This window comes from Longicatena sp. (assembly GCF_982403165.1).
In genome coordinates this window covers 1-17,788 of record NZ_CEVYEL010000050.1, presented here as the reverse complement: position 1 = coordinate 17,788, position 17,788 = coordinate 1, and the positions used below count along the sequence as shown (strand labels likewise).

General features: G+C 39.7%; 21 protein-coding genes and 1 other annotated feature. Of the genes, 1 reads left to right on the top strand and 20 read right to left on the bottom strand.

Annotation, left to right across the window (positions count from 1 at the left end; genetic code table 11):
* Positions 1–91: 91 nt before the first annotated feature.
* From AC1VS3_RS10335 to AC1VS3_RS10265, 15 genes are all read right to left on the bottom strand, one after another.
* Positions 92–856 carry a DeoR/GlpR family DNA-binding transcription regulator gene (locus AC1VS3_RS10335; RefSeq protein ID WP_017144583.1) on the bottom strand — a complete coding sequence of 255 codons (765 nt, stop codon included), beginning with the start codon at positions 854–856 and terminating at the stop codon, positions 92–94.
* Positions 857–1,042: 186 nt separating this feature from the next.
* Complete coding sequence (locus AC1VS3_RS10330; protein WP_008689606.1) at positions 1,043–1,666, bottom strand: DUF308 domain-containing protein; 624 nt, start codon at positions 1,664–1,666, stop codon at positions 1,043–1,045.
* A 331-nt stretch (positions 1,667–1,997) separates the two neighbouring features.
* On the bottom strand, positions 1,998–2,321 hold the full coding sequence (gene hisE, locus AC1VS3_RS10325; protein WP_008689607.1) for a phosphoribosyl-ATP diphosphatase: 324 nt from the start codon (positions 2,319–2,321) through the stop codon (positions 1,998–2,000).
* Positions 2,318–2,644, bottom strand: coding sequence for a phosphoribosyl-AMP cyclohydrolase (hisI, locus tag AC1VS3_RS10320; protein WP_008689608.1), 327 nt, complete (start codon positions 2,642–2,644; stop codon positions 2,318–2,320). Before hisI ends, hisE begins: the two co-directional genes overlap by 4 nt.
* Positions 2,641–3,402: an imidazole glycerol phosphate synthase subunit HisF gene (gene hisF, locus AC1VS3_RS10315; protein ID WP_008689609.1), complete on the bottom strand. Its 762-nt coding sequence runs from the start codon at positions 3,400–3,402 to the stop codon at positions 2,641–2,643. The genes hisI and hisF overlap by 4 nt, the downstream gene beginning before the upstream one ends.
* Positions 3,403–3,404: 2 nt before the next feature.
* Complete coding sequence (gene hisA / locus AC1VS3_RS10310) at positions 3,405–4,124, bottom strand: 1-(5-phosphoribosyl)-5-[(5-phosphoribosylamino)methylideneamino]imidazole-4-carboxamide isomerase (protein WP_008689610.1); 720 nt, start codon at positions 4,122–4,124, stop codon at positions 3,405–3,407.
* The gene (gene hisH, locus AC1VS3_RS10305; protein ID WP_008689611.1) at positions 4,121–4,735 is read right to left on the bottom strand and encodes an imidazole glycerol phosphate synthase subunit HisH; all 615 of its coding nucleotides are present in this window, start codon (positions 4,733–4,735) and stop codon (positions 4,121–4,123) included. Before hisH ends, hisA begins: the two co-directional genes overlap by 4 nt.
* Entirely contained in the window at positions 4,732–5,313 is a 582-nt protein-coding gene (gene hisB / locus AC1VS3_RS10300) for an imidazoleglycerol-phosphate dehydratase HisB (protein ID WP_008689612.1), read from the bottom strand. Before hisB ends, hisH begins: the two co-directional genes overlap by 4 nt.
* A complete protein-coding gene (locus AC1VS3_RS10295) occupies positions 5,300–6,343 on the bottom strand; it encodes a pyridoxal phosphate-dependent aminotransferase (RefSeq protein ID WP_008689613.1) in 1,044 nt (347 codons plus the stop codon). Before AC1VS3_RS10295 ends, hisB begins: the two co-directional genes overlap by 14 nt.
* Positions 6,340–7,623, bottom strand: coding sequence for a histidinol dehydrogenase (gene hisD, locus AC1VS3_RS10290; protein ID WP_008689614.1), 1,284 nt, complete (start codon positions 7,621–7,623; stop codon positions 6,340–6,342). The genes AC1VS3_RS10295 and hisD overlap by 4 nt, the downstream gene beginning before the upstream one ends.
* Positions 7,607–8,254 (bottom strand): ATP phosphoribosyltransferase, encoded by a 648-nt coding sequence (gene hisG / locus AC1VS3_RS10285; protein WP_008689615.1) that lies wholly within the window; start codon positions 8,252–8,254, stop codon positions 7,607–7,609. Before hisG ends, hisD begins: the two co-directional genes overlap by 17 nt.
* Complete coding sequence (hisZ, locus tag AC1VS3_RS10280) at positions 8,251–9,381, bottom strand: ATP phosphoribosyltransferase regulatory subunit (RefSeq protein WP_008689617.1); 1,131 nt, start codon at positions 9,379–9,381, stop codon at positions 8,251–8,253. The genes hisG and hisZ overlap by 4 nt, the downstream gene beginning before the upstream one ends.
* An 84-nt stretch (positions 9,382–9,465) precedes the next feature.
* Positions 9,466–9,712 (bottom strand) — a binding site (T-box leader).
* A 392-nt stretch (positions 9,713–10,104) separates the two neighbouring features.
* Positions 10,105–10,527: a DUF3795 domain-containing protein gene (locus tag AC1VS3_RS10275; RefSeq protein WP_008689619.1), complete on the bottom strand. Its 423-nt coding sequence runs from the start codon at positions 10,525–10,527 to the stop codon at positions 10,105–10,107.
* 80 nt (positions 10,528–10,607) lie between these two features.
* The gene (locus tag AC1VS3_RS10270) at positions 10,608–10,751 is read right to left on the bottom strand and encodes a hypothetical protein (RefSeq protein WP_008689621.1); all 144 of its coding nucleotides are present in this window, start codon (positions 10,749–10,751) and stop codon (positions 10,608–10,610) included.
* 327 nt (positions 10,752–11,078) lie between these two features.
* Positions 11,079–11,432, bottom strand: coding sequence for a helix-turn-helix domain-containing protein (locus AC1VS3_RS10265; protein ID WP_481275638.1), 354 nt, complete (start codon positions 11,430–11,432; stop codon positions 11,079–11,081).
* A 205-nt stretch (positions 11,433–11,637) separates the two neighbouring features.
* Here AC1VS3_RS10265 and AC1VS3_RS10260 point away from each other — a divergent pair, with 205 nt between their 5' ends.
* Complete coding sequence (locus tag AC1VS3_RS10260) at positions 11,638–12,363, top strand: sugar isomerase domain-containing protein (protein ID WP_008689623.1); 726 nt, start codon at positions 11,638–11,640, stop codon at positions 12,361–12,363.
* Positions 12,364–12,558: 195 nt separating this feature from the next.
* On the opposite strand, the gene AC1VS3_RS10255 is transcribed toward AC1VS3_RS10260, so the two are convergent.
* The 5 genes from AC1VS3_RS10255 to AC1VS3_RS10235 form a co-directional block, all read right to left on the bottom strand.
* On the bottom strand, positions 12,559–13,446 hold the full coding sequence (locus tag AC1VS3_RS10255; protein ID WP_008689624.1) for an ROK family protein: 888 nt from the start codon (positions 13,444–13,446) through the stop codon (positions 12,559–12,561).
* A 313-nt stretch (positions 13,447–13,759) separates the two neighbouring features.
* A complete protein-coding gene (locus tag AC1VS3_RS10250; RefSeq protein ID WP_008689625.1) occupies positions 13,760–14,629 on the bottom strand; it encodes a ketose-bisphosphate aldolase in 870 nt (289 codons plus the stop codon).
* Between the two features lie 21 nt (positions 14,630–14,650).
* Positions 14,651–15,505: a class II fructose-bisphosphate aldolase gene (locus tag AC1VS3_RS10245; RefSeq protein ID WP_008689626.1), complete on the bottom strand. Its 855-nt coding sequence runs from the start codon at positions 15,503–15,505 to the stop codon at positions 14,651–14,653.
* 157 nt (positions 15,506–15,662) lie between these two features.
* Positions 15,663–16,751 (bottom strand): PTS fructose transporter subunit IIC, encoded by a 1,089-nt coding sequence (locus tag AC1VS3_RS10240; protein ID WP_008689627.1) that lies wholly within the window; start codon positions 16,749–16,751, stop codon positions 15,663–15,665.
* A 20-nt stretch (positions 16,752–16,771) separates the two neighbouring features.
* Positions 16,772–17,083 (bottom strand): PTS fructose transporter subunit IIB, encoded by a 312-nt coding sequence (locus AC1VS3_RS10235; RefSeq protein WP_331866648.1) that lies wholly within the window; start codon positions 17,081–17,083, stop codon positions 16,772–16,774.
* Positions 17,084–17,788 lie beyond the last annotated feature (705 nt).

The following is a 17,788-nucleotide window of genomic DNA, read 5'->3' as shown; positions in this document are numbered from 1 at the left end:
GATAACTACGCCCCGAGGGATTTTCACCCTAGATATGTGGCATGCCCGCCACACAGAAAAAAGCTCTCTAACAGAAAGCTTCTTCTCTATCTTATGCATAGTAAAGCTGAAGATCATGTTCTGCGAATGCCTTACATACGTCTTTTGCTGGTTGTTGATTCGTAATCACTCCAGTAAAGTCTTCCAATTCCGCATAGGTATAATTTCCTAACTGGGTGAATTTCTCTTCCTCACACATCATATAGGAATTGCGGCTGCGCTTAATGATCGCCTTCTTCATCATACCATCGTTTGCCATATAAGTCATTACCGCATTCTCATGTACGTCCACACCAACAACCCCCATGAATGCTTTATCAAAGCGAAAATTTTTCACCATCTCCATAGCCAGGCTACCAATGAAACCATCCCTGCCATAATCCAATTCACCGCCAATGAAAATGACGCTCATATCACTTTTTACCAGAAGGTTCATAACATCCAACATGTTCGTCACAATAGTTATTTTCTTCGTTCCATTATTCAATAATTTCGCAAGCTCTATATTAACTGTAGAAATATCTAAAAAAATGATATCGCCATCCTGGATCATCGACATAGCTTTTTCTGCAATCCGCTGCTTTTCTGCAGTATGCACATGTTTGCGCTGTGCCGCAATCTTGCGATGCACATTTTCTTTTACCATGACTGCCCCGCCATAGGCTTTTTTTAGTTGCCCTTTTTCTTCTAATGCTGTTAAGTCCTTACGAATCAGATCTTCACTTACTTGAAACCGTTCGCTTAGTTCTTTTACACGCACTTTTCCTTTTTCATGCAACTCTTCTAAGATGAGTGATTGACGTTCCTCTACAAACATGATATCACCTGGTATATTGTAATGACTCCTCGCCGAAGTCATGTTTAACAATACCTATTTCCTTTCTGGTAGTTTCCTTTTCTATCAGCATTATACCATGATTTATAAGAAATAATACGAATTAACGTGATAAACTAATAAAAAGCAGGAAAAGAAAATGCTATCCTAAAAAAGAATAGCACTTGTTTATTTGACGATGACATCATTGCCATTTATCTGTTCCTGTTGTTTAGCCTCATCACTGGCAATATCCAAAATTTGTTCACCATTTCTTCCATACCGGCGTACGATGCGTTTATAGTATAAGATTGTATAAAAGTTTGCAATCGCATCCAGAATCAATAAAAAGCTGAAACAATTATGTAAGAGTTTATCCTCCATGTTCACTAAGATCAAAACCATACCAATGAGCAAAGGTGCAATAGCAAATCCTAAGTTCACCTTCCATTGTGCATCTTGCAGGCGGAATAAATTCATGGAATATTGTAAACGCAACGTACTGTCTAAGACAACCAAACCACTTAATACGATAGGATAATTATCTACGATCACACTTGGCTTACATGCGACTATCACACCGGCCAATAAATACAAGACGCCGAATGAAAAACTGAATTCATTTGGCTTTAAATAATCTTTCTTAAAGAAATACACCAGTATTTGAAACAACCCGACAAGGGCGACAATGATACCGGCAATCATAAAGAAATTTAAATACTGTTCCTTTGAAATACTGTAGGATAAGACAGAAAATATCAGATAAAAGATTGATAACACTAATAATTTCCAATTTTCAATTTTAAAATTCATAGAACTTCCTCCATTTTCTATTTAGTTTGGCTGCTTTTTGGTTTTCCACAAGGAAAGATAATCGCATAGAAAGAATAACACCGGGATAAAGACGAAGAAAAGAGCAAATATCACAAAGTTTGAAGGCAATGCCAGACTTTTCATCGTATACATGATGATGGTCCCAAAGATTTTGTTACCTTTTTCATAGAAATGCGCCTCTTTCTATCCTTGGCATTATTATATCACATTCTCATGTTTATGATATTTTTATTCAGACACTATTCAATTCACTATGCGATTAAGAAAAAATTAATGCCTCTATGTTGCATAGACAAAAAAGAAACTGCGCTTACAGTTTCTCGATTGGTTTACGTTCTGCCTTTAAATTATGTGTCTTTTGGCTTCTTTTTGCCAATTCTTCATTCACTTCTTCTAAGGTGATATCCTGATCGACCATCAATACTAACAGATGATACAATAAATCACTAAGTTCATTGATCTTATCTTCTTTTTGTTGCGCAAGCGTCGCAATGATTACCTCACTGCACTCCTCACCAACCTTTTTCAGAATTTTTTCAGTTCCCTTGTTAAATAAATAGCTGGTATAAGACCCTTCTTCTCCATGCGCTTTACGCTCTTTTATGGTTTCATATAAGACATCTAACTCTTTCATAGCTCTTCTCCTTCTACATTCCGATAAAAACAGCTGTAATGACCGGTATGACAAGCTGCCCCTGTCTGTTCTACAAGTAACAGCAATGTATCGTTGTCACAATCCACACGAATATCTTTCACATGTTGGTAATGTCCGCTGGTTTCACCTTTTAGCCATAATTCCTGACGGGAGCGACTCCAATACGTAGCAAAACCGCTTGCTATTGTTTTTTGCAAACTTTCTTCATTCATATAGGCCAGCATCAACACTTCTTTAGTCGTAACATCCTGTACGATGACCGGTACTAAGCCATTGCCTTTCGCAAAATCAATCTCTATCATAAACGCACCGCAATTCCTCTCTCTTTTAGATAACGCTTGACCTGAGGCACACTCACTTCACCATAATGAAACATGCTGGCAGCCAATGCGGCATCTGCGGCATCTTCATCAAAAACTTCAGCAAAATGCTGTAAGCTGCCACAACCACCGGATGCAATCACCGGAACATCAACGATATCCCGAACCGCCTTACACAGCGCTATATCAAAGCCCTGCTTTGTACCATCGGCATCCATACTGGTTAATAAAATTTCCCCTGCTCCCAATTCTACTGCCTGCTTGACCCATGTTAAAAGATCCAAGCCGGTATCTACTCGACCGCCATTGACATATACATTCCAGCCACTACCATCTTGGCGTTTCTTTCCATCAACCGCTAAGACGATACACTGATTGCCGAAAATGGCAGCTCCCTCCTGAATCAGCTTGGGATTCTTCACGGCTGCTGAATTCAAAGAAACTTTATCAGCACCTGCTAATAACATCTTACGAATATCCTCAACACTGCGAATACCGCCGCCAACCGTGAAGGGAATAAAAATAGCACTGGCGACTTTTTCTACCACTTGCACCATAGTATCACGCTGTTCATGGGTCGCAGTAATATCAAGAAATACTAATTCATCCGCACCTTGTTCATAATAGGATTTTGCTAATTCTACAGGATCACCGACTTCCTTTAATCCAACAAAATTAATGCCCTTTACCACACGGCCATCCTTGACATCCAAACAGGGGATGATACGTTTTGTATGCATAGCTATTCCTCCTTACAAAGGGTTAATGCCTCTGGTAGTGATAAGGTTTTGGCATACATCGCCTTTCCGGTGATGGCACCATATATACCCAATTCTTTTAAGGCCTGAATATGGGTGATATCTTTGATTCCTCCAGAGGCAATGACGTTAATAGAAACACTTTCCTTTAACTTCTTTAACATTTCCAGATTAGGTCCCATCATGGTTCCATCCTTGGCAATATCGGTTACAATAATCGTTTTTACTCCTAACGCTTGCATTTCTTTCGCAAATGTCAGGTAGTAAAGCTTTGATTCACTTAACCATCCTCTGCCGCATACATAACCATCACGACAGTCAATACCAACCGCAATATGTGTTTGATAGCGCTTAATGGCTTGTTTTAGGAAAGTGCGATCTTCAATAGCAGCAGTACCTAAAATAACGCGCTCTACACCATGCTCCAAATAATATGCCACATCCTCCATGCTGCGAATACCACCGCCGACTTCTACCGGGATATGCAAGGAAGCAGCGACCTCACAAATCGGTTGCTGATTACACTTTTCTCCCTTCTTAGCACCATCTAAATCCACCATATGCAAGTATTGGGCACCTTCTTTTTCAAAGGCTTTTGCGAGATCTAAAATATTGTTTCCGACCTGTTCCTGCTTGTTATAATCCCCTTGATACAAGCGCACAGGCTTTTGTTCAATGATATCAATTGCTGGTAAAATGATCATGCAAATTCCTCCTTGAACCAACGTAATATGTTCAATCCATCTTCTCCGCTTTTTTCCGGGTGAAACTGTGCTCCTAAGATATTATCTTTACGTACAAGTCCCGGTATCTTTAAGCTGCCATAGCTGGAATATCCTAAGATATCTTCAGGGCGATAGTTCTGTGCATAATAGGAATGCACGTAATAAACAAAAGGAGCTTGACTCAGCTTATCGAAAACGGAAGCCTTTTGCATTGGTTCTAACAGATTCCAGCCGATATGTGGAATCTTTACATTCGAATCTTGCATTTTTACGATACTGCCTTGTAAAAAGCCTAAACCTTTTGTGTACGTACCTTCATAACTATCTTCAAACAACGCCTGCATACCAAGGCAGATTCCCAATAATGGTTTCTTTTTCTGCAGCACTTCTTCTTGTAGTACAGGCAATAAGCCTAATTCTTCTAAATGTTTCATACAATCGGGAAAAGCTCCCACACCCGGTAAAACCAATTTATCTGCTTGTTGTATTTGGGCTGCTTGATTGGTAATGATGCAGGCAGCGTTCAAATGATGCAAAGCGTTTTCTACACTATGCAAATTGCCCATGCCATAATCAATGATGGCAATCATTCTAACATCCCCTTTGTACTAGGCAAAGCATCCCCTATGACCTGTGTAGCTTGCCCTAATGCGCGTCCTAAGGCTTTAAAGATCGCTTCTACCTTATGATGATCATTGGTTCCATAGAAAACATTCACATGTAAGGTAATTCCTGCCTGAAACGCAAAAGCACGTAAGAATTCTTCAACCATTTCACATGAGAAAGTGCCAATCGTATCGCGTTTTAATTCACAATGGTATACCAGATAACTGCGGCCGCTGATATCCAAGCTAACATTCGCCAAGGTTTCATCCATGGGCAGATTCATAGAGCCATAGCGTGCTATTCCTCGTTTATCTTTTAGTGCCTGCTTTACACAGCTGCCTAAGATGATACCGCAATCTTCAACGGTATGGTGATCACATACTTCTAAATCTCCTTTTGCTTGCATGGTAATATCAAAACCAGAGTGAAACGCAAGCAATGTCAACATATGATCAAAGAAGCCAATACCGGTGGCAATAGCAGCCTGTCCACTGCCATCCAAGTTGACCTTACATTGAATGTTTGTTTCTTTTGTTGTCCGTACTTCTTCAGCCAATCTCATAGGTATCCTCCTTATCAAATGCCACTAGCAAATCTTTTATGCATGCATTTTCTTCTTTACTGCCAATGGTGATACGAAAACTATCATCATTCGCATAATTTCGTATTACGATGCCATGTTCTTGCAAACGTTTTAACATTGCCTGTTTGCGCTGACTGCGGCCATATAAATAATTGGCCTGTGAAGGATAAAAGGTGATAGTTTGCAGATTTGCTAATGCTTGATAGAGCTTATCACGTTCTTCACAAATCGATTGTATCAATGGTTGATATCGTGAAGCATGGCGCAATACAACCGCCCCTATCTTCTGATCAACGCTTGATATATTATAAGGCACAATATGTGGCCGCAAGGTTTGCATCATCGCTTTATTACCAATCAAAAAGCCTAAGCGCACACCAGCTAAGCCATAGGCCTTGGATAATGTACGAGTTACATACAGATTGGTATAATTGCTTGTTTCCTTAAGCATGCTGTCACGTGCAAATTCCGCATATGCTTCATCGATGACAACCGGTATACAAGGGAAAGCATCGACGATCTTTAACAGTTCATGATTGGACAAGGCATGTCCGCTGGGATTGTTAGGATTTGAAAATAAGATCATATCCACGCGCTGTTCACGCCCTTGTTCAATGAAAGCATCGACATCAAAACGACCATCCGCATCAGTCACAAACTTGACTACCTGCGTTTCTTGCATGCCGGCATAATAATCATACATGGAGAAATCCGGTTGTAAGGTATATAGTTTCTTATCTTTCCCCAGGAAATACTGAATCAGAAACCCAAGCATTTCATCACTGCCATTACCAGCCAATATACAAGCAGCATCCAGTTCCATAACTTTGCCATACGCTTCAATCAGCTCTTTGCTTGTTTCATCCGGATAGCGATGAAAGGAAAGTTTGCTGAGTTCATGTAACACTTCCTTACGCAATGCTTCATCAAGATCACAATACAATTCATTTGCATTCAACATGATCTTGCCATTCTCTTTAGGAGGTGCATAGGTTTCTACCTGTTTCATTTCTTCAACCTCACCTTCACGGCATTGGCATGCGCATCCAGATCTTCCTGTTGTGCCATACAAATAATATTATCGCCATATGCCTGAATAGCTTCTTCACTATATTGTAAATAACTGCTCTTCTTAATAAAACTATCTACCCCTAAGGCACTTGAGAAGCGAGCGGTACCACTGGTAGGCAAGACATGATTGGTACCACCGTAATAATCTCCAACACTTTCACAAGTGTAATAGCCTAAGAACACACTGCCGGCATGACGCACTTCATGAAGCAGTTGCATGGGCTGCTTTACCATTAGCTCTAAATGTTCCGGGGCGATGGCATTGGCAATTTCCACACATGCAGATAAGCTTGCACAACAAATCGCTGTACCATAATTTTTTAAGGATTGCTCAACAATTTCGCGTTTCGGCAAGACAGCAGTTTGCTTGGCTAACTCTTTATTCACATTTTCCAATAGTTTTGAAGATGTTGTCACTAAGATTGCACTGGCCATTGGATCATGCTCTGCCTGAGATAACAAATCAGCTGCTACATAAGCTGGATTAGCATCCACATCCGCAATGACTAAGATTTCACTAGGACCGGCAATCATATCAATATCCACTTTGCCATAAACTAGTTTTTTAGCTGCTGCCACAAAGATATTACCGGGGCCAACAATTTTATCCACTTTTGCGATGGTTTCTGTTCCATAAGCTAATGCGGCAATGCCCTGAGCACCGCCAACCTTATAGATTTCTGTTACTCCTGCTAATTTTGCGGCTGCGGCAATATTAGGATGTAAAGTTCCCATCTTGGATGGTGGTGTAATCATGACAATTCGCTTTACTCCGGCAATACGTGCGGGAATGGCGTTCATTAAAACGCTAGAAGGATATTGCGCCCGGCCTCCGGGAACATAGATGCCCACACTATCCAGAGGCAAGACACGCTGTCCCAAATAAATGCCCTTAGCTTTTTCAAGCAGATAGCCATGCTGCTTCTGTGCATTGTGGAAATATTCAATATTCGCTTTTGCCTGCCTCATGCTTTCCACAAATTTTGGATCTGCTTGGGCAGCCGCTTCATTGATTTCTTCTTCCCTTACTCTGTAATCTTCTAAATCAATGCCATCAAACTGTTTGGTATAACGCCTGATGGCCGCATCTTTTTCCTTTTTCACCGCATGTAATATTTCCGTAACCTTTAAGATTACTTCCGTGCTAATATCCTCACTGCGGCTATCTAAGTATTCTCGTAATTTTTCGTGATCGTTTGGATCAATTTGTCGTAACATCATTCTCACCCAAGCTTTCTTTTAAATCCTCTAATACTTGTGAAATTTCTTTTCGCTTTAATTTAAAGCTAGCTTTATTCACAATCACTCTGGCACTGATTTCACATACCGTATCAAATACCACAAGTCCATTTTCTTTTAACGTCGTACCGGTTTCCATAATATCGACAATACCATCGCAGAGTCCTAAAAGCGGTGCCAATTCCACACTGCCATCAATCTTAATCAGTTCCACATCCATGCCCTTCGCTAAGAAATATTTCTTTGCGATATTAGGATATTTGGTGCCGATCTTGACATGTCCAACTTTATCAAAAGGACTTTTTCCTTGTAATCCGGCAACGATAAACTTACATTTTCCGATTCCCAGATCCAGCATTTCATAATAATCCTTATCGCCTTCTAACAGCGTATCTTTCCCAACTACGCCAATATCTGCAACGCCATGCTGAACATACGTGATACAATCATTTGCTTTCACAAGGAAATACTGCACATCTTTTTGCGAATCCTGAAAAACCAGCTGTCTGCCTTTATTTTTCACACTTTCTATCCCATAACCGCTTTTTTCCAACAGTTTGATGGTTTCTTTCTCTAATCTTCCTTTGGTTAATGCAATCGCAATGCTCATCGTACATCCTCCTTAATCACACAGACATCCTCATACGCCTCATCCTGCAACAATTCCACGATATGGTCCTTGCGCAGTTCTTTCGCCTTTTGCAAAGCTTTTACTTTTGCCTTCATTGGATAACATAACCTAACACTTGGCTGCTTCGTCGCTACTTTTTCCAAGACCGGTAATACATAATCTAATTTTACGGAAAAGCCAATTGCCGGCATCGGACTGCCGAATTTTTCTGCCAAGGTGTCATAACGTCCTCCGCTTAAAACACTGGTTCCAATGCCTTCCACAAAGCCTTCAAATAATAAACCGCTGTAATAATTCAAATGTGGTACTTTACCTAAATCAAAGGTAATATGTTTTTCATAACCTAATTCTTTTAATTGATCATATAACTCCTTCAAACCGGCAATGATGGCTCTAAGCTTGGGATGAAAACAATAAGGCAATGCTTCTTTTAACACCTCTACATCCCCACACAACCATGGCAGCTGTAGAAAGAAAGTCTGTACTTCCTCACTCAGCGCTAAAGATTCTAAAAAAGAACTCAATTCACTCATGCTTTTACGATCAATCAAATCAGCCAGTGTTTTTATATCTTCTTCATCTAAATGTAAATCGCTGCATGCGCTATGGAAAAAATTGATATTGCCTAATTCTAAGGTATATGCATCTTGTTTCAGTTTCTCCATGACTTCACATGCACAAACAAGAATTTCCAGATCACTTTCTTCGGCACTCTGTCCCAACAATTCAATACCACAATCGGTTACTTCATTGCGCTTACCGGCAAAAGACTCCTTTACTTTATAAACGTTCGCGCAATACTGAAAACGAAACGGCGGCTTTTGATCCTTAAAACGCGTTGTGGCAACACGAACGATCGGTACGGTCATATCCATGCGAAGTGTTAAAATACGACCATTATGATCAAAGAATTTATACATCGACTCATCTTTTACGTTATCAAATCCAACCTGATATGTTTGGTAAAATTCAATAGATGGAGTAATGATTTCTTTATAGCCGTAACTATCAAATACAGCCTCGATTTCCTTCTGCAATGCTTTTTTTACACTGCATTCACCTAAAATCAAATCTCTTGTCCCTTCTGGTATGGCAAATTTTTTCATGTTTGTTCCTCCCTTGCTATCTTTCTATCCGTATGCATCTAGATGGGGATAGCATGCATCGCTTTATACAAAAAAAGCTTTCATCCAAAGGACGAAAGTTACCTTACGTGTTTCCACCTTAGTTCATTGATGCCTCACAGCACCAACCTCTTCGAGTACCAACATACTCTAGCACGATAACGGGTGCAGGGTCATTTCCGATTTCAGCTACTGAAGTTCCCTGAAACTGCTCCAAGATGTGTTCGTGAATAGTTATGCATATCTTTCTTCCACCAATGAAAGACTCTCTGTCATGTTCCCTAAACCTACTATTTCTTTTCGACGCATTCATATTCTATATCTATCTTACTTCCAAGGAATGTAAATGTCAATCATTATTTTGAAATATTTTCATTTAATCTATGAAATTAATTTACATACTGTATTCCATTTACTTCCTTTACCTCCCCTTTAAACCATAAAATGATGTTTCTACGAATGGAACTTATATTATGAATATCCTTCGATCATATAGAAATTCCAATGGTACCCATGCTATAGCAAAATGAATATACCATACGATTTCTGTATTAAAACAGCGAATGCTTTATTGTTATAAAAACCATAAACCCTATCATAAACATAGAACCTAAAAAAACCATTCCTCCTTATGACGAAATGGTTCTCTTAGGTTTTACCGCCTTTTCTCTGAAGATCGTTTCTATGATGCTATCACAAATGAGACTAGTTATTGTTTACTTTCTCTGTTACTTCTTCTTCATATGTATCTAGCAGCCTTCGTGCTTCTTGTTCATCCTCACAGCCAAAATATGCCAATGGATAACATATCCCATGTATCTGATTCAAAAAAATCTTACCAGCCAATTCCATAGGGCCCCCATACTTTGCACAGCGAATCGCTGCACGATAAACAGCAGGTTCATCCAGTGCGAACACATCCTTATCACAAGGAGCATCATCACAATCCCAACAGCCAGCAATACCTTTTACCTTGCAACAATGCTGTTGATAACAACCTGTCTTCTGCATATGCCTTGCCAGTGTTGGATCATTGGATTTACAGCCTTTGCAAAACCAAGCATCTGCACAAAGCGCACATGCCTTTCCGCAATACCCCAGATTATTCCTTACATCCTTTTCATTCATTCGTGTTACCTCTGTCTTATATCGTTATGCATTTGTTATCTTTATTATAGCATAGGCGATAGATAAAGTAAGCCATTTACTCAGCTTTTTTCATCATTTAAAAACTGTTTCAGCGTAATTAAAAAGTCACAGAAGGTTTCCTTTTGTTCATTTGAAAGACTGCGAAAAAACTGGATGATCGCAACTTCTTTTTCATCTACCTCCATTAGCTGTTTTTCTTCCATACCACACCACTCCTTCGTTTTATATAGTATAGATTTCCTTAGCAGTTGTCCATAGATAATCTGCTATAAATAGCAGATTCTACATCCTATTCACCATAATTTCTGATAATTTTACAAAAATTGTAAGTTCTTATATTAAAAAAGCTTTTCCATAATTTTATAACCATATGAAAAGAATATAGGACATGTAGAATCTTTTAGGCTCTAAGCTTTAAAGCTTGAAACATTGAATAATTTTTCTAGCTCTCTAAAGTGCTGATGAATACATCTGGTTATACTAGACATATCGATGTTTCCATAAAAAAGAAAACAGCGCCGTTGGCACTGTCACTTAATTAGTTTGCGAATCTGTTTGGCTGTCTGAATAAAATCCTTCTTCCCACAAGCATTTAATCCATCCAACAAGGCCATATACTCCAGCTCATCCTTTTCCTTAACAATACGATGTGGATTATGAAATTCCGGAATTAATAAAATCTGATTCATATTAATTTCCAACGTCAAACAGATATGGGTTAGTATATCTAATGGCGGCTGTGTATTCACAGTCACATAAGACGAAATCGAACGTTGTGTAGAACCTACGATTCCCGCTAATTCTGATTGTGTCATATGTTTCCGTGCTAACCCTTCTTTGATCGCATAACCAATTGCTTGGTTGATCTCCGTTGTTTTTGCCATACTCCCACTCCTTAAGTATGTACATTATAAAATATTTTGATTAAACATTCTCTACGATACCAAAATAAAGAGTATTATCGTCTATTTATTTTTACAAATCCACTATAATGTATATTTTTTAGAAAGATTGTGTATATCTGCATAATTTTGCTACGCCTCACTCCTTCTTTCATGGTATACTGAATGCAAAGAAAGAAGGTGCATTATGGAGTTTTTTAAAACCTATCACGAAGTTGTGATGAAGGCGATGGAAAATGCCACAAAAACCAATGAAGATGCCATTGAAAAAGGCGCAAAACTGATGGCAGATGCTGTCCAAAATGGTCATACCTTATATACCTTTGGAACAGGCCATTCCCACATGATCGGTCAGGATGTGTACGCAAGAGCTGGTGGTTATGCAAAAATTTATCCAATCATTGAGATTGAGATGACTTTGGCAACCCATCCTACCAAGAGTACCCATGTGGAACGTACGGCAGCTTACGCTGATGTATTGGATGTGTTATATCACATAGAAGATGGAGATGTCATCATCGCCACAAGCAACTCCGGACGTAATCCTTTGGTGATTGAGTATATGATGCGTGCAAAAGCAAAAGGTGCTAAGATTATTGCGATTACTTCCTTATCTCATTCAAAGACGATCAAAAGCCGTCATGAGAGTGGTAAGCGTCTGTTTGAGTTAGCTGATGTTGTCTTAGATAATGTCGCTCCTTATGGCGATGCCGGAGTGGATATTGATAAGGAAACACGTATGGGGCCAATCAGTACGCTGACCGGATGCTATCTGGCACAATTGCTGATGGGATGCTTTGTGGAAGATTTGAAACAGCGTGGGGTAGATGCTCCCGTGTTTAAATCCAGTAATATGGATGGAGCAGACGCCTATAACCAAAAGCTGTTTGATGCCTACGTTATTAAAAAGTAGAATGCTTTGCAGGTAACAGATTCCCTGGGAGATTGAAAAGCGATTTGATCTTTACCTACATAGAAAACAAAATAGAAAAGCTGGTTGTAGACAGTAAGTGAATCCCTAAGTTTAGACATCCAAGGAAAGGAAGTCAGTAATACACTTACGAACCAGCTTTTTTTGTATGCTTTTTTTATTTAAACGATGCATGCCTTAAGCATGAAAGACAAGATAGGCGGCCCCAATCAATCCACAATCTTCATCCAATTGTGCTTTTACCACCTTCACATTATCTTTTAAGGCATCATATACTTTTTCTTTCACACGTGCTTCCATCTCTTCAATAAAGCCCTCTATCTTTAATGCTACACTACCACTTAAGACAAAGATATCCGGATCTAAAACAGCATAGAAAGTCGCCATTAAATTTGCCAAATACTCCTTGGCATCCTCCATGATCTGCATTGCTGCCACATTGCCCTGTTTTGCCAAATCATTGACTTCACCGGCATGCGCAACCGTTAAACCGGCTTCTTGTGCGCGTTTGGTAATGGCAGTACCACTGGAAATAGATTCAATGCTGCCTTTCTTTAAATCCCCTTGTGAAGGTCCATCTTTCCAAAAGATACAATTCGCAATTTCTTGGGCAAAGCCCCGGGCACCATGGAAAAGCTGTTTATCAATAGCTAAACCAGTACCGATACCTGTCGATATCGTTAAAAACTGTACATGCGAATATCCTTTTCCTGCCCCGATTGCAGCCTCTGCCAAACAAGCCAGATTTGCATCATTTTCTAAAATAACCGGCACTTGACACACTGTGGATAACTCCTTGGTAAGAGGAAGATGATGCCAGCCAGGAAGATTGGGCGGAGTTAAGACTACCCCATGTACCAGATCCAAAGGCCCCGGACAAGATACGCCAATCCCTTTTACCGTATGTCCAAAAGCGGCAATCGTATCTGCTATCCTTTGAAACGTGATAGCAGGATGAAGGGGATCTGTCGCAAACTGTTCGCGTTGTAAAACTTCATAAGCTTCATTAATCAGTGCTACTCTGGTATTTGTACCACCGATATCAATACCCACTGCATAATTCATAAATTTACCTAGTATAAGAACATCCTTCCTATACCTATCCTTTCTTTCATATTTTTTAAGTTGTACTGCCTGTTTATAAGGATTCCTTTAAAAGCTGTACTAGCAATATCCTTCTTGTGCATGTGCCACCTGCATCAGCCAAAGTATGCTTTTAGTCATAGCAATTAACATCCAGCTAAGGATCTATCTTCAGCCAAAGTATGCAATATTAGCAATTGACAAAAACCTCACCAGTAGCGCACAACATCCATCACAGCACTTAAACAGACATCTTTCACTAAGAAAAAAAGGGGACTTTCATCCCCAAAGCAGATTATTCGTAATAGCACTTCACTTTGTCGTTGGAGTTGAACAAGCGAATTTTTTCTTCGACTACTTTTCCACAAGCTTCCATTGCGTCTGGATAGATTTCCAGTGGTTCGCGATAGCCTGGATTTTCTGCCAATGTCTTACGACACTGTGTATAGAAAGCAACCTTGATATCGCTAGAAATATTGATCTTGCAAATACCATTTGCTACAGCTGCCGCAATTTCTTCATCCTTGTTACTAGATCCACCATGTAATACCAATGGTACATCTACCTGATTTGTAATGTCTTTTAAGATGTCAATGCGTAATTCTGGTTTCATATCTTTTGGATAAATACCATGTGCGGTACCAATTGCTACAGCGAAAGTATCAATACCCGTATCTTCAATAAACTGTTTTGCTTCTTCTGGCACGGTATAGATAACACCCTCCGTTCCACCTTCAATAGAATTGCCGGTAGTACCAATGGTTCCCAATTCAGATTCTACGGATACATTTACGATATGTGCGGTTTCTACAACCTTCTTTGTAATCGCTACATTTTCTTCATAAGGCAGCTTAGATGCATCGATCATAACCGAAGTCATACCGGCACGGATAGCACGTACAGCAGTTTCATAAGAATCTCCATGATCAAGGTGGATACATACCGGTACATCTGTCTGTGCTGCTTCATAGATCATTGCCTGAATCTGTGCATCTCCCACGAAGTTAAATTCATCTGGACTCATTTCCAGGATAACCGGACTCTTTAATTCTTTCACTTTCTTCATTACAACCTTTAACAGCTGGTCTGAACCGATATTGAATGCAGGTACAGCAAAGTGATTCTTCTGTGCGACTTTTAATAAGTCTTTCATATTCATTAACATAAGTTTTCGCTCCTTTTTCCCTTACAGGGATTTCCCTTGTGATTTTGATAGTTTGATGTAATGCTTAATGATTTCCTGACTGTCTTTTTCTACCTGATGCATCATTACCCAGTAATTGATGTCAGGGTCTTTTGCTAACTGTTGTTTGATACTTGCGACATTGGCATTCATGAAGTCACAGCCAACGTTGATTTTATTAATACCATATTGAACACAATTTTCTATATTCTGATCCCCTGAGCCACTGCCGCCATGCAGCACCAATGGCATGTTTGTTAATGCTTTGATTTCTTTTAGACGTTCAAAGTCAAATTCCGGCACATAGCCTTTTGGATAATTGCCGTGTGATGAACCAAAGGAGATGGCTAAGGCATCCACTCCGGTTTCTTGGGCAAAACGCAATGCCTGTTGCGGATTGGTTTTCATATCCTCATTCGTAAAGTTATCCCCTGCACTTGCGCCCATGCAGCCGATTTCCCCTTCTACACTGGCGTCAAACTGTTTGGCGAAGTCAACGATTTCACGCGTCATGCGGATATTTCCTTCTAGATCATAACGTGAAGCATCGACCATAACACTGCTGTAACCATCTTGCAGGGCTTTTTTTAACAGCCCGACATCTTCACCATGATCGAAGTTTAAGGCAACTTCAACACTGGCACGGTTTGCTAACAGCTTAACGATTGGCGCAATCAATGCACTGTCACAATGATTGACCATATGCTCCTGCACAATGTTCACAATGATTGGAGCACGCAGCTCTTGTGCTGCGTTGATAACGGCACGCGCCGTTTCAATATTAAAGCAATTGATGGCCATAACGGCATAGTTGCCTTCATTGGCACGTTGCAACATGCCTTTCATAGATACGTACATAGAACCCCTTTCTGTTGAATGTCACGATTGGCACTGGTTAAGCGTAGGTCGTTTGTTTGAGAGGGCAGGAACAACCCCTTATATCGTCCCTTTCACCTTCAAGGTTTAGCCACCTTTTCTTAGATAGCACCAATCGTGTTTTTTTCAACATGTCATCTTAGGAAATCTTGATATCAGATAAATCCATTTCCTCTTCTACTTCTTCTTCCTGTACTTCATCAGCAGCAGTTCTTGGTTTCTTGATCAATACCAGCAGAATCGCTGTTACACAAGTACCTGCCAATAGCGCAAACAATGCACCGATTGGATTTGACATTGCCGGAATTACGAAGACACCACCAGATGGTACAGCACTTGCAACACCTAAGCTAAAGCTAATAGCACCACAAACACCACAGCCGGTTGCTGTACAGATGACCGTACGAATCAAGTCGTTCATAGCAATTGGAATAACACCTTCACTAATCATGCACAGACCCATAGGGAAGGCAACTTTGATGTTTTCTACTTCGGTTGAAGTATAGATGTTTTTCTTCATGAATTTAGAGAATACGAAGGATAAGGTAATACCTAGTGGAGGTACCATAGCAGCTAATACTTTAATTGCTTCTGGTTCCTGGATTCCTTCCAGTAACAGACCATCACAGATTAGGTTAGGTACTTTACTGATAGGTCCACCAAAGTCGATACAGCCAAGTGCACCGATGATGAAGCCATACAGAACTTTTGCGCTCTTATCAAGACCAGTGATGAAGTTTGTTAAGGCTTCTGTAGCCCAAACGATTGGTGTACCGATAACGAAGTACATCAGCAATCCACCAAGAATAGCAGATAAGGTTGGAATGATCATCATAGGCATTAAAGCTTCTGCCCAGTGAGGAACTTTCAAGTTCTTGCGGATGAACAGTGCGATGTAACCAACGATGTAACCACCGACCATACCTCCTAAGAAGCCAGCTCCTAAGAAGGATGCGATCTGTCCCATTAAGAAACCTGGGGCAATACCTGGACGATCAGCAATTGAGTATGAGATGTAACCGGCGATAAAGGATGGCAATAAGCCCATTCCCAGAACACCAAGTGAAGTTAAAGCACTTGGAATTGTCATTTTACTTAAATCTGTAACAACTTCGCCACCCATTAAATTACCAATAGCAATCAATAGACCACTTGCTACAACCAGCGGCAGCATGTAGGAGATGGCAGTGAGGGCATGTCTTTTCAATTCTGCTCCCAATTTTTTCATTTCAATTTTCCTCTCTTTCCTTATTTGTTTAATTCAGCTTCGATTTTCTGAAGTAACTGTTTTGGCGCTTTTACGCAAACATTGGTTGGAACCTTAACAGTTCGTTTCCCCTCGAATCGTTCTGTTCCCGTGATGGCAATGTCAATTGCCAGGATGACAACATCGGCAGCTTCGATTTCTTCCGGTGTTAATTCATCTTCGGTTCCAATAGTCCCTTGAGTTTCTACGTGAATCGTGTGTCCCAGACTTTCAGCAGCACGAATCAGTTTTTCTTTCGCAATATACGTATGAGCAATACCGGATGTACAAGCAGCAACAGCAACTATTTTCATTTGTACGTCCTCCTTTCTTAACTGTCTATATTATAATTGTAAGAAAGGAGATGGGATTATTTCTATAGGGCTTTTTAATGCGGTAATTTTTCCCTTATTTTAAAAAGGGGCGGAAATAATAATGCGGTATTTTTTGAGGTTGTGGGAAAGGGAGCAGGAAGAATAATGTGGAAGTTTTTTGGAGTAAAGATAGGATTGATTGTGTGATGAAAGTGGTAGGGATGGATGGAGGAAAATGCGAAAAGAAAAGATGCAGGGTGTGGCTGCATCTGAAAAGGTACTATTCTCATCCGTCTTTAATCTCTAATAATTCTTCATAATATATGACTGGAATTCAGAAAAAATCCAAGTTACAAAGGACGTTGCAATATCACTATGAGCATATGTTCCCTATAATATTCAGCTTGGAAACAATACCAATAGTATTGATAGGTGAAATTCACTTCCTTGGTGTCATTACAAAACGATTTAATCCGCCTCGAATTATACACGGTTAAAATCCGAATTATGTAATTCTTTCCAAACGCTCAAATTTTTTATAGTATTTCTATTAAGCATTCGGTTCTGAATGATAAATCTCGTGTCATCCTCATAGTGATATTTTTAAATTTAGTTTAGAGAAAAACACGATTGTCTAATCTTGTTTTTTTCCCAAATTAGTTACATATTATTTCGATGCTAAAAAATTGTTATATTATATATAGT